Genomic DNA, 13,773 nt, shown 5'->3' on the forward strand with positions numbered 1-13,773 from the left:
TTATTATTTCCAGTCGGCTTTTTTTGTCCAAACTATTCAATTGATTTTAGTGATTCCACCATGCTGATTCGCTTGATCAGCGGGGTCATTAGAATATTTACAATAAACGTAAAGGCCAGCGTAAAGATCACCGAGTAAATAAAGCTGGTTGGCTCAATTTCCCGGGCAAACATGGCAATATCGGTTTCCACGGTGTTGATGATAAACCCATCCAGCAGAACACCTAAGAATAAACCAACCACGATCCCAATCACCGAAAGGACTATGTTCTCCCGAAAAATATATTTATATACTTCCATGTCATAGAAACCCAACACCCGGATGGTGGCAATTTCCCGAACGCGTTCCGAAATATTAATATTGGTCAGATTATAAAGCACCACTGCTGCCAACGCACCCGCTGAAATAAGCATTACAACGACCACGATACTCAAACTGCTGAGGCTGTCTGATGATGATTTAACAATATTTCCGGTAAAGTTCACTGCCACTACACCATCTTTGGCCAGCCACTCATTAGCAATGGCATTTTCCAGGTCCGTATTGGTATCAGGGATATTAACGTAGGCCATATTCACCATCAGCGCTTTTCCAAAGGCTTTTTCATAAACAGCTGGTGATAAGTAAAGATAATTTTCCAGATAATTTTCGGTGATAGCGCCTAAAACCACCTCGTGACTTTCATCATCATTGTAAATCCGGATAGTGTCCCCTACCTTGAGTCCCAGACTATTGGCAACTTTTTCCGATAAGACCGCACCGGCCGCTTCCAGATTAATGGATTCTCCTGAATTTCTATCTTGCAGGTGAATAAATTGATCAATCTTCGCGGCTGTTTCCGGTACAAACAGATAAGCCGCTTTACCACTCCCAGCTCCAGCTTTTTCAATGGTCATCTTGGACTGATGGGCCAGCATATTTTCACTGAAACGACTATCACTATCCAGCATTTTTTTGAAATCTGTTTTTTCGGCCAGAGTTCCTTCATTTTTTAACGCCATGTAGCCATCAAAGACGGTAATGTTCTCAAACTGCCGGGGGATCATTGAGAAGATTGCATCCTGAAGCCCGAACCCGGCTAGAATCAGGGCCGTACACCCGGCGATCCCAATCACGGTCATAAAAAACCGGCCCTTGTAACGCAGCAGATTACGGGCAGTAACTTTTTCAATAAAACCCAATCGTTTCCAGATAAATGGGATGCTTTCCAGAAAAATCCGTTTCCCGATTTTTGGAGCTTTGGGACGCATCAATTCCGAAGGGTGTTCTTTCAGCTCATAATGAGTAACGATCACAGCCGCCGCCACGGTACAGGAAATCGCAATTAAACAGGAAACGATAATTGGCAACCAGGGCGGTGCAATGACTAAATTAGGTACCTGATATAGCAGACCATAGGCACTGGCAATTAAATATGGCAGCGTGTTGATCCCGATAATTAAACCAATTGCGGAACCGATGCTACCTGCTAACAGGGCATAGATAAAAAACTTCGAGCCAATCTGATAATGACGATAACCCAGCGCTTTCAAGGTACCAATCTGGGTTCGCTGTTCTTCTACCATCCGGGTCATGGTGGTAAAAGATACCAGCGCTGCCACCAGTAGAAAAATAAGTGGAAAGACTCCCGAAATATTATCAATCCGCTGGGCATCCTCACCATAGCTGGTGTAACCGGGATTATCATCACGGTTGAACAGATACCATTTTCCAAATTCCAGATCTCCAATTTTTGCCTCGGCTTTGGCCAATTCATTGGCAGCGTTAGCCAGTTCCGCCTCACCCTCGGTCCGTTTCTGTGCCAGCTGAGCTTCGCCATCAGCCAGTTCCCCCCATCCAGCCTCTAATTGTGCCTGGGAAGTAATCAAGGTAGCCAGTCCCTCTTCCCGGCCTGCCTCAAAAGCAGCAATCCCGGCATTGAGCTGTTTCTTACTGTCGGATAGTTTTGTCCATCCGGCTGATAACTGATTTTCACCATCGATTTTGGCCTGGGCCAGAGCCGTTTCTGCCTGGGATAGCGTCGTTTCCAACTCGGCCAGCTGGATTCTCATCCCATTTAACTGTGCCTGAAAAGCGTAAATGTCATCGATACCCTGCTGGATCTGGTCTCTTCCGGCGTAAGCCTGGGATAAGCCCGCTTCGACTTCGGTAATCTGGCTGTTGATCGCAGCCAGTTGGGCTTCCAAAGCGGCCAATTGTTCCTGATAATCTGGCGCAGTCGGATCCAAACTCTGAATCTGGGATTCTACTCCGGCCTGCAGACCTTTGAGGTTCGCTAAAGCACTTTCGCCCTGGGCAATCTGGTTTTCCAGCTCGGCAAGTTGAGCTTCCAACTCCGGCAGTTGATCAGAAGGATCCTGCGCTTCCATTTGAGCAATACCACTTTTTAGCTCACTAATGCCCTGACGCAAGGTTTCCAGTTGGGCTTCCCCTGCCGCCAGTTCCTGTTTTAACGTTTCGGCGCCATTGATCAGCTGGGCTTCACCCTGAACGATTTGATTGCGGGCATCATCAAGCTGAGCCTGAGTCTGGGCGATGGTGAAGTAATATTCATCCCAGCCAGCACTGAGGGCTGCCTCGCCATCAACCAACTGGTTTCTGGCGTCAGCCAAGCTACTCTCCCCCTGAGCGATCCCCTCATTGAATTGGGCTACCCCATCGTTGTACTTGACCCGTCCCTTATCCAGTTCAGCCTGAGCTTTGTTCATTATATCGCTATAATTGATTTCCAGTTGCTCGATTCCTAATGCTTCCAGCTTATTTTCCAGGCTAGCGATGGCTGACGTATATTCATCAGAATAGGGATTAACCCCATCGACACTGGCCTGAGACAGGAGATAAACTTCAGTAAAACGTTCAAAGGCGAAATTTTCAACCGGAATAAACCCATAATAATCGATCTCCCCCCGGCCGACCGAGGTACTCCCACGCTCGATGGAAACAAACTGGGGTGATCGGACAAAACCAACAATGGTGAATTGATCCTGTTTAATCGACTCGGAGAGGGCTTTATCTCCGACCTCCGGGAATAACTTGATGACCTCGCCCAGTTGATAAATATGACTGGAAACCCCCATGCCTTTGTCCTCCTGAGGCTGTTCCATCAGTATTTCTCCCGCATTTTCCGGCAACCGCCCATCCACAAGCACTGGCTGATTAAGCGTCTGATCACTCTGGAAAGCCATCATTTTGATGACCGGCCGTTTATCGCCCCGTTCAATGATCACATCTGCCGAATAGCTGGGCATTACGGTTGCCACTCCCGGGGTGTTCTTGATGGCCTCCACATCCGCTGGCAAAAAACCATAGGTGGAAACCAGCCGCATGTCCATCAGGTGCTGGTTCTGATAGTACTCACTGACTGTATGTTTCATGCTGGGGCCGGTTGTTTTAACCCCCACAAAAAAACAGATCCCCAGAGCAATAATGGCAACGATCGACAAAAAACGGTTTCTGGATTTTTTTATTTCTCTGAGTGTATCTTTTTGCAATGCTTTCATTGGACTGTCCTTTGTTATAATTATTTTATGTCTAGCTCTGCCGCCAATCGTACTTTAATACAATCTCGCTAAGTCAAAGTGCTCTGGAAAAGCAAAGTAGAACCTGTTTATTTTAATATTCTACCATGTTTTGATTAAGAAAACACCCAATTACCGGTCAAATAATTCATTCACTTACGGAACACTGATATTTTCTCTCATGGTAATCAAGGCGATTATTTTTTCCCTCACCGGAATTCCGGTGAGGTCAGTGAGGGCTTGGGCATATAGATTGATCTGCGTTTCATAGCCATTAATTATCTCCTGGCGGTGGTGGGTATCTTTCAAATAGTCAGTTTTATAGTCGATTACCACCCATTGATTGGCTTCAATAAAGGCACAGTCAATAATTCCTTGAACAATAACCTTCTTCGAAATTCCCGCCCAATCTGCTCGTATGGCTGCCGGAGAGTAAGCAAAGTTAAATGGTATTTCCCGCCTGATTGTTTCAGCTGACAATAGCCGGACCCCCAGAGTTGAGGTATAAAACCGGATCAGGTTATCAATGCGGATGGTTCGGGCCAACGCTTCTGGCAGAAACTCTTTTTGAATCAGGATCTCAATCTGGTTGGTCAGGTATTTTTTTAGAAAGACCGACAGGGTCAGTTGGCCATTATTTAGTAATTCATCCCGGATCGGTTTTAAATCGACCACTTCCATCAACAGATGGAGGGCCGAGCCCCGCTGAGCAGCGGTGAAGTCCGTCTGTTTTTGTTCCAGAAATTTTGGTTTCTCCTGTTTTGGAGTTATCATTCTAAGTCGCTCAGACGGATCTGTCAGATCGCTTTTCTGATACGTTTTAATTTCCGTCACACTCATCTTACTGGGTAGTTCATTCTCCGCTTTGGCAGGATAGCGAAAATCCAGGCGCTGGTGAATAGCCTCGCGGTCTGCCTGTGAAATAACGCCTGTTGTCTTCTCTGCTACTGCTTCAGGATCATCCCTCCCCGAATCTTTAACCAGTGACCGGTCGGCTGCGTTCTGTTCAGTTTCCGCTTTTTCAGAGAACCGGTCAGCCTGATGATAAAAAATGCTAAAGTCATCCAACTCCCGATTGGACAGCGCCGGATCCCGACCCGCCAATACGCCCATCATCACCCAATCCAGCAAACTGACGGCATTGAGAAGGTGGTATTCGTCCGGCTCGTTATACCATTTTTGCCGGGATTTATCGCAGTTCTTCACCGTTCCAACGATCACCAGCTTTTCTTCAGCTCGAGTCATCCCCACGTACAACAGCCGCATTTCCTCAGACAACATTTCGATGTTACTTTGGGCCTTGCAGACCTCCTTAGCCAGTGAATTATGTTTGTAGCGTTTTTCCAAATTGACATAGTCCGGGCAGATCCCCAGCTCTTTATGAAATAACACCTGGGCATAATTACTACGTTTATTGAAGCCTTTTCCGGTTCCGGTAAGAATTACAATCGGAAATTCCAACCCCTTACTTTTATGGATCGTCATCAGCCGAACCACCGCCTGATCATGACCAACCAGGGCTGGCGGCGAAATATCCTGTTTGTATTTCTTCATATTTTCAACAAAGCGGATGAATTGATACAGACCTTTGAGGGTCGATTTTTTATAATCACCGGCCCGCTTCAACAAAATCCGTAAATTGGACTGCCGCTGTGCGCCACCGGGCAAGGCCCCGACAAAAGCGTAATAACCGGATTCCAGATAGATTTTCCAGAGAAAATCCTCCACTGGCATCAGTTTGGATTGATCGCGCCAGTTTGTCAATTTTTGATAAAAGGCAACCAGTTTTTGCGCCAGCTGGTCACCTTCAGCCTGGGCATAGGCTTCCGCTGCCTGATAAAAAAATCCCTGAGGATGGGCAATCCGCAACCGGGTACATTCGGTGGTGGTAAAATTGCCGATTGGTGAAGTCATAATACTCAAAAGCGGCAAATCCTGGTGCTGATTGTCCATTAGGTTAAGCAGGTTTAGAATCATCGTAATTTCCAGCGACTCGTAATAATTGGTACCGCCGTCAAAATAAGTGGGAATCCCCATTTCGCTGAAGACTTTGAGATAGACATCCCCTCTTCCGGCAACACTGCGCATCAGCACTCCAAAATCACCATAACCGATGACCCGTTCCTGATTATGACGGGTATCAAAAAAGGTAGTACCCACCAACGCTTGGATTTGCCTGGCCACAAAACGTGCTTCCACTTCGACTGCCGACAGATTTTCCTGATCCACTTCTTCAAACGCTTCGCGATCACTGGCATCAATTTCCTGTATTTGCTCTTCTATGATATGGATCTCGGTTTTTTGATAAGGGCCTTCATGGGGCAGACCCTTGTTAAGCCGAGCCTGCTCGTCATAATTGACTTCACCGAGTCCGGCACTCATGACTTTCTCAAAAACAGCGTTGACGCTATTGATCACCCCTTGGGCTGATCGAAAATTCTGATTAAGGGTGACCAGTCGATTATTGGGGTTTTCGTCCCGACCAAAACGTTCATACTTGCCGATAAAGATCGTTGGATCAGCCAGCCGAAAACGGTAGATGCTTTGTTTAACATCCCCGACCATAAAATAATTATTTTCACGAACAATTTGCTGAAGGATGGTTTCCTGCATTTCATTGGTATCCTGATATTCATCCAGAAAAATATAGCGATAGCGGGCGCGAACTTCCTCAGCCACTTCCGGATCCATCAGAATTTTAAGGGTCAGCTGCTCCAGATCATTGTAATCGACGAGGTTTTTCCGGGCTTTTTGGGCCTGAAAAGCAGCCCAGAATTTCTCAGTCAGTGCCACCAGATCGGTCATCGGTTTTTTCAGATCATTAAGTTCCTGAACCATCTCCGTTATATTGATGGCAAAACGTTTCTGCAGTTTTGTGATACTGTTTTTGGCTTCATCACGATATTTTTTTATTTGCTCATTGAGTTCCTTATCCGCTTTAGCCGTCCCTTTAAAGCGCTCATAGCCAAGATTCTTTAACACGTCCAGCCCGGCAACCAGATCGGCTTGCAGCGCTTTTTCCAGGGTGTTTAGCATCGCTACTTCGCTACTCATCTGCTGATGGGTTTTCTCAAAGCCGACAGCCGTACTGATATCTCTGGCTTTAATGGCGGCATCCATGGCACCCTGAAGCTCGGTTTCGATTATTTTTTTTAAGGCATTACCCCACACCGAAGTTTTCAGGCTTTTCTGATCGCAATCAAACAATGTTAGGGCCTGGCGACTCCAGATCTCGGGATTGGGCTGGGTGGCCAGAAAACGATACAGGGTTTCCACCGTGTCTTTTAATGCCTGATCATTTTTATTGCCACTGTATTTTTCGACCAGATCCAAAAAATCAATATCTTGTTCATTTTGTTTCTGATTTTTTTCCGGGCTCTGATCCGATGCTTCTGACTCTCTCCAGGCGATGGTTCGCTGGTATTCTTCTTCAAAAACCTCTTCTAGAGCCTCTTTGAGCATCAGTGCAATTTCGGTGTCATTGCCAATGGCAAAACCCGGGTCAATGTCACCCTTATGAAAATACTGACGTAAAACGCTAAGACAAAAAGAATGTAGGGTGGAAATAGAAGCCCCCCCTAGAATATTCATTTGCTTCATTAAAAAGCTGCGGTCATTTTTGGGATTTTCCAGTTCCCGGGCCAAAGCCTGACTCAGACGATTTTTCATTTCACCAGCAGCCCCCCGGGTAAAGGTCAGAATGAGCAGCTCATCAACCCCCACCTTTTCTTCAATAACAATGCGTATAATCCGCTGGATCAGCAGCGCCGTTTTACCTGATCCGGCCGCAGCAGAAACCAGCATGTTGGTTTCCCGGTTTTCGATTGCTTCTAACTGATCACTGGTCCATTTCATTGCTTTCACCTTCCTGGATTAATGTAAAGAACTGTTCTTTTTTCATCGCTGATTTGAGCAGCTCATAACCACCCTGGCTGATCGACTCATCAAACTGGCAGATGCCTTTGTAATCGCAATATTGACAAGCATAATCAGCGCCTTTTTTATACGGACGGATCTTGATATCACCCTGATAAATAGTCTTAATTTGACGAATCACCGTTTTACGCACGTAGTCGATAATGTTCGTAAATTCGCTTTGTTTTAGTTTAAATTCAGAGCGGTATACTGGTAAAATATCCGATGCTTTAGTATCTGCATCATGATCCATGGCGGCAATGACCATCTCATCATCCAACAGTAACCCATTAAGCTTAAAGGACTTATTAATGGCGGCCTGAACATTCTCACCAAAATCCAACCGCAACATCGGGTCGTCCACATAAAAGTAGAACGTTCCGCCAGGCAGAATCTCCTCAGCCGGAATAACAGTCATCGCCCCATCGAGATAAACCAGCAGTTGGAGCGAAAGACCATAATAAATATCATCATAACCCAGTTTCTTGCTGCCGGTTTTATAATCAATTACCTTGACCCAGGTGTGTCCATCTTTTTGGTAGAGATCCAACCGGTCAATTTTACCGTAAATTTTGACCTCACCCAGATCAGCATCCGGCAGGCTTAACTCCTGTTCAAAGCAGAACTCAGTGGCCTGGGGTTCAAAATCCCCGGCACACAGTTGTTGTACCAGGATATCGATTGATTTTTTACCAACCCGTTCCAGTTTTTTGCCTAAATACTGATTTTGACCGGTGCTGTTAAAAACATTGGTTTTGATCTGAGGCAGGCAGCTTTCCAGCACGCCTTCCAACAGGATATCCCGTTTAGTCTTGGGCAGGGTGCGAAGATCAAGATGCTGCTCCCGGACCACCCTAAAAAAACCGTCAATCAGTTCATGGAGCAGGGTACCAATTTCTGGCGCTGCAATCGTGTAAATGGGTCGCCCCTCAGGTTTTAAGCCATATCGAACATAATGGGAAAAGGGGCATTGACGATGTGTTTCCAATCGGGTAATACTGGTTCGCAGGTTTTTACCGTAAAGCGCAGTAGCCTCCGATCTGGTCATGTCCTGAGAAACTCCGGTATAGTTCAGAGCCTCCATCAGATTATCAATGTCTTTTTTATAGGCCGGATTGTTTTGATACCAGTCCAGTACTTCAGCCCACAGCACCGATTCCTGCTGCGGCGCGCTGGACTCGATCCGACTTTTTCGAAGGTAACGAACCAGATGCCACAGGGTCGCATCGGGAGTACTGAGACGGTTCCAGAACGCCGCTACTCCATCAGTAAGGGTTGAGACGATCTCGATTGTCGGAAAGATTCCCAGAATCTGGCTGAGCAGAATACTGGGCTGTTGGCTGTTACCTTCCAGATCGACTAAAGCCCAATGGAGGATCAACCGTGACTGAGGTTTTGTTAACAGATCATAAACCAGAAACCGTTCCTGATCCATCTGAAAACTGCGATTGTTTTGCAGTTGGATCCGGTGCTCCCCAAGAATCTGCCGTTCCAGATCTGAGAAAAGATTGGGCTCGCTCCCAGCACCGGGAATTTTTCCTTCGTTCAGACCAAAAACAATCAGAACCTCAAAGGCCGAGCTACGACTCCGGCGCAGATCAGTGATGCTGACATAGTCCCGGTAGGGTGGTATAATCCCCAACTGATAGCCTTGAAATCCGCTTTTTAAGATCCGCAAATATTCTTCGCCAGTCACTTCATCACTTCCCATGGTTTCAACAATCTGATCAAAGACCTCCATCAAAATATTCCAAATTTGGTGATAAATCTCCATCGCTTCATAATTCTGTGCCTGTGAAAGTTGTTCCACCAGTGCCTCAATTTTTTCCGGGGTTTTGATCGCTACCAAAAATTCATAGAGGGCTCGGGTATAATCCTGACAGGTTTGTCCAGCTTTGAGCTCTTCCTTGAGCGAAGTCAGGGGGGTAATCAGTTTAACCCGCAACGCATTAAGGCTTATAAGCTCCAGAGCCGAATTCTGGCTGATTTTAGTAAATTCCTGATCCCATTGTTTACCCCGGATGCCAAACTCCAGGGCATAGTTTTCGAGATCTTCGCATTCGGACAGGGTTATCGGTGAAAACCCGGTTTTAACAAAACCAATAATATCATCAAGCCGGTAGTTATTCTGGATCGCCTCCAACGCTGTCACCACTGCTTCGACCAGATGATTATCGCCAATGGCTCGCAGGTCATCCATAAAAAAAGGGATCTGGTATTGCGCAAAAATGCGCTTGATAATGCTACTGTATTCGTCCAGATCACCGGCCAGAACTACAATGTCACGAAAGGACAGCCCCTCTTCCCGGATCAACTCAAGAATCTTGTGGGCGCCCATTTCCACCTCTTCCCAGGTATTCTGGCATTGGGTCAGGCTGATTTGATTGACTGCTTCCGGGTATTCCAGCTTGGGATAAGCAAAAAGATTGGCTTCGAGATGAGCAAGCTCCGATTTTTTCTGATGCTGACCAGCTATCATTTCCAGTTTAAATGAAACCTGTGCGCTAGCCCCAATTGCTTTGATGGTGTCCATGGTACTGGCTGTTAAGCGAAACACTTCTTGATCCCTGGCCACAGAATTAGGATCCCAGGGCAGCGCAATATGGATTTCTCTGGCTGTTTCCAGCAGATTTCCAATCATCCGATAATCCTGGGCTGAGAAATTCTGAAAACCGTCGATCCAGATCTCACTATTTTTTAGAAATTCTGCCATTGGTATTTTTCCGCAGACAAAATTACGCAGATCTTCTTCATCTTTACGATCATTTCCCAACAATTCCTGAAAATGGCGATAAATTTTGGTCACATCTCCCAGTTTTTGAGGCATGATCCCCTGATTCAAGCTCTTTCTCGTTTCTTCCAGATGTTCCGGAGTAATCTCATTCTGTTTAAGTTCACCAATCAGATCTGCTATGCTTAGTAGAAAACCGGGTTTCTTCACGCTCGAACGATAAATGGTTAAGTGTTCCTGAATGTCTCCCAGGGTTTTTTGCAGCAGCATATTTTTGCCATGGCTGTCCATATAGGTCTTGGTGAGCCCGCCGGTTTCCAAAAGCACTCGATTTTCCAGCCGTTTGGGACTCAGCACTTCGGCGTCAAGCAACCCGGACAACTGATTTGCCTTGATCAATGCTTCTTCTGCACCCAATGTAAACTGCTCCGGTACCACTAAATATAACTTTTCTTTTCCCGCATCCAAGGCCGAACCGATCTGGCGATAGACTTCCTCACTCAAACGCTGAGATTGTCGGCCGACGATCATTGTAATACCCATCCGTTTTTCCTTTCTGAATTTTACCCCACTTAATTATCCGCCATTTTAAAAAATCACCATCTCTTTTTAGAAGATGGTGATCAAAACTGTCGATAAAGAATACCATCGTACCGACAATTATTATATCCTGTTGTACCCAAGGGGGCAGACCTGTGCCTCAAAGCGAACAGCTGCATACAAACGTCTAAATTTTCTAACCGGTAAATGCAACTATACGAATTTTGTGAAGACTACGAGCCAATCACAAACAAACTTATAATTGGCGACTGCCCGCGACCAATGCGAAAGGAGCAAAGCGGATTTCGCATGGTGCGCATTCAACAGATTAACAAGGGTCTGACCCTTCGGTTATTGGTCAGTACGAAAACTCTAAAGCCGGCAAACTCTTATTATACGGTCACAAAACCGACTTTTTTACGCACCTTTGACAAAGTTCTCCAGGCTATCTGGGAAGCCTTTTCAGCATGAACATGCATAATCTGTTCCAGATATGCCTTTTCTCCGAGAAGCCGGTGATACTCGTTTTGAACCGGCAACAGGGTATCGGCAACCGTTTCGCCAACGGCCAGTTTGAAATCTCCATAGCCCTTGCCCTCAAATTCCCGGGTGATTTCTTCCAGACTTTTTCCGGTGGCACAGGAATAAATTTCCATTAAATTGGAAACGCCGGGTTTTTCTTCACGGTTATGGTAAACGGCCATATCTGAATCCGTAACGGCCCGCTTAAACTTCTTGACAATCGTTTTAGAGTCATCCAACAACGAGATAAAGGCGTTGGTATTTTCATCCGATTTAGACATTTTTCGATTGGGTTCCTGAAGACTCATGATCCGAGCACCAGACTCACCAAAATACGCTTCCGGCACCTTAAAAACATTACCAAAATTCTGATTGAAACGAATGGCGATGTCCCGGGCCAGTTCAACATGCTGGCGCTGGTCGTTGCCCACCGGCACCAGATCGGTTTGATAAAGCAAAATATCTGCAGCCATCAGCACCGGATAGTCAAACAGACCAACCCGGATGTTTTCTCCCTGCTTTTGAGATTTATCTTTAAACTGCGTCATTCGGCTCAGTTCGCCCATATAGGTTGAACAATTTAGAATCCAGGCCAGTTCCGAGTGCTCTGGTACCATTGATTGAACATAAAGGATCGATTTTTCCGGGTCAATCCCCAGGGCTAACAACAACGCAATCGATTCATACGTCCGTCGGCACAAATCGGCCGGGTTCTGGGGCATGGTGATAGCATGCAGATCGACCACACAGAAAAGGCTGCGATAGTCCTCCTGCATCGTTACCCAGTTTTTCATGGCGCCAAAATAATTGCCAATGGTAAAGGTTCCCGATGGTTGGATGCCGCTGTATACTATTTTTTTTACTGGTGCTTCTGTTGTCATAGTTACTCCTTATTTTACTGGCAGTTCATTCTTGGTTTACGACCAACTGCCATGATCTTATTAAATTTCTGTACTGAGCAGGTTTACGGTAATTCCAATTCTGTTAGTTCCAGCGAATCACAATCAAGTTCCAATTCTTTGATCATTCGCTCGAAAATATCATAATCGGCTGTCGTGAGAATTTGGGTACCGCCAACTTCCTCCTGAGTATTAAAATAGTTAAACTCGGTCAGATGCTTATTCAACTGGCGAACCAAGCCATTGGCCGGGTTGATCAGCTCAAGCTCCGGGTACATTTGTCTGATGGTAACTGCCACAATCGGAAAGTGCGTACACCCCAGTAACAGTTCTTCGATAATGATGCCTTGCTTGATACCTTTAAGTAAAATCGGTTCAACGGCTTCTCGAATATTGTTTTTCAGGATTTTCAAATCACCCTGACCATCATTAATGACTTTGGCCAGGGTATGAGTTCCCTGCGCAATATACTCGACCTCCCGGGTCCATAGTTCCAGTTCCTTTTCGTAGCCCCGATTTTTAACGGTAGCCGTAGTGGCGATCAGACCAACCAGGCCCCGATCCCGCCAGTTGAGCGTTTCCTGAACTCCGGCTTCAATGACACTAAACAGCGGCACCCGTGCACTCAGTTCAACAATCAGCGAAGAAAGAGTGTTGCAGGCTAATACCACCGCTTTTACCCCTCTATTTTCAAGATCACGGATGATGGTATTTGCCAGCATGATCAGTTCGTCATTTTCACGCTCACCATAGGGCATTCGCATTGAATCGCCAAAGTAGAGATAATTCTCATTGGGTAGTCGGTCTTGAAGTGCTTTCAGGACGGTAAAACCACCGATGCCCGAATCGATGACGCCAATGGGTCCATTGTTGTCCATCGTTTCACTTCTTTCTTGATTGATCACGGAATATGATCCCTTTTTCCTCACTCATATCATCGATGATTGCCAGAGATTCCAATTCGACACCCTGCTCACGAATTAACGACCCGCCATCCTGAAACCCTTTTTCGATAGCGATCCCCACGCCAACCAGGGTGGCCCCGGCCTGATTGATTAAATCGATTAAGGCTTCGACAGCTTTGCCATTGGCCAGAAAATCATCGATAATTAAAATACGATCTGACGGGTTAAGATATTTTTTTGAAACCATAATTTTATACGCCTGCTGTTTGGTATAGGAATAGACATCACTGGAATAAATTTCCTCGTCTAAATTAAGCGACACATATTTTTTTCCAAAAACCACCGGACAATAGTCAAAATACCTGGCTGTACTGGTTGCAATGGCAATTCCTGATGTCTCAATTGTCAGGATTTTATTGACTCCCTCTCCGGCAAAGCGTTTGGCAAAAGCCTTTCCCATTTCTTCAAATAATTTCACATCCAACTGATGATTTAAAAAAGAATCCACCTTAAGGATTCCCTGGCCTTTGACACGACCTTCTTGTCTGATTTTTTCTTCTAATAATTCCATTGACTGCTCCTTCGTAACCTAATCGAATTATTATAACATACTCTTGTTGATTTAAACAACCACGATTCCGCTTCGCTTCATCGTGGTTCGCGGGCAGTCGCCAACTACAAGCAAGCTTGTGATTGGCTCGTTGCCTTCACGCAAAGAAAAGCGGGAATTTCTTCCCGCTTCA

6 protein-coding genes are annotated in these 13,773 nt (G+C 45.8%); all 6 read right to left on the reverse strand.

What is annotated here, in order from left to right; all coding sequences use genetic code 11:
• Nucleotides 1-32: 32 nt before the first annotated feature.
• The 6 genes from Q7P33_RS02090 to Q7P33_RS02115 all read right to left on the reverse strand — a co-directional run bounded on the left by Q7P33_RS02090 (nt 33) and on the right by Q7P33_RS02115 (nt 13,601).
• A complete protein-coding gene (locus Q7P33_RS02090; RefSeq protein ID WP_303867013.1) occupies nt 33-3,500 on the reverse strand; it encodes an FtsX-like permease family protein in 3,468 nt (1,155 codons plus the stop codon).
• 174 nt (nt 3,501-3,674) lie between these two features.
• Nucleotides 3,675-7,373, reverse strand: coding sequence for a helicase-exonuclease AddAB subunit AddA (gene addA / locus Q7P33_RS02095; protein ID WP_303867016.1), 3,699 nt, complete (start codon nt 7,371-7,373; stop codon nt 3,675-3,677).
• Nucleotides 7,357-10,707 (reverse strand): PD-(D/E)XK nuclease family protein, encoded by a 3,351-nt coding sequence (locus tag Q7P33_RS02100; RefSeq protein WP_303867018.1) that lies wholly within the window; start codon nt 10,705-10,707, stop codon nt 7,357-7,359. The genes addA and Q7P33_RS02100 overlap by 17 nt, the downstream gene beginning before the upstream one ends.
• 389 nt (nt 10,708-11,096) lie before the next feature.
• Nucleotides 11,097-12,107: a tryptophan--tRNA ligase gene (trpS, locus tag Q7P33_RS02105; protein ID WP_303867021.1), complete on the reverse strand. Its 1,011-nt coding sequence runs from the start codon at nt 12,105-12,107 to the stop codon at nt 11,097-11,099.
• Nucleotides 12,108-12,190: 83 nt separating this feature from the next.
• On the reverse strand, nt 12,191-13,003 hold the full coding sequence (locus Q7P33_RS02110) for a glutamate racemase (RefSeq protein WP_303867023.1): 813 nt from the start codon (nt 13,001-13,003) through the stop codon (nt 12,191-12,193).
• A 4-nt stretch (nt 13,004-13,007) separates the two neighbouring features.
• Complete coding sequence (locus Q7P33_RS02115; RefSeq protein ID WP_303867025.1) at nt 13,008-13,601, reverse strand: xanthine phosphoribosyltransferase; 594 nt, start codon at nt 13,599-13,601, stop codon at nt 13,008-13,010.
• Nucleotides 13,602-13,773 lie beyond the last annotated feature (172 nt).

Origin of the sequence: Acetobacterium wieringae (genome assembly GCF_026646375.1) — a bacterium.
GTDB classification, from domain to species: domain Bacteria; phylum Bacillota; class Clostridia; order Eubacteriales; family Eubacteriaceae; genus Acetobacterium; species Acetobacterium wieringae_A.

Coding starts and splice junctions, on each gene's coding strand:
- Q7P33_RS02090 (WP_303867013.1), bottom strand. CDS start 3,500: ATGAAAGCATTGCAAAAAGATACACTCAGAGAAATAAAAAAATCCAGA.
- addA (WP_303867016.1), bottom strand. CDS start 7,373: ATGAAATGGACCAGTGATCAGTTAGAAGCAATCGAAAACCGGGAAACC.
- Q7P33_RS02100 (WP_303867018.1), bottom strand. CDS start 10,707: ATGGGTATTACAATGATCGTCGGCCGACAATCTCAGCGTTTGAGTGAG.
- trpS (WP_303867021.1), bottom strand. CDS start 12,107: ATGACAACAGAAGCACCAGTAAAAAAAATAGTATACAGCGGCATCCAA.
- Q7P33_RS02110 (WP_303867023.1), bottom strand. CDS start 13,003: ATGGACAACAATGGACCCATTGGCGTCATCGATTCGGGCATCGGTGGT.
- Q7P33_RS02115 (WP_303867025.1), bottom strand. CDS start 13,601: ATGGAATTATTAGAAGAAAAAATCAGACAAGAAGGTCGTGTCAAAGGC.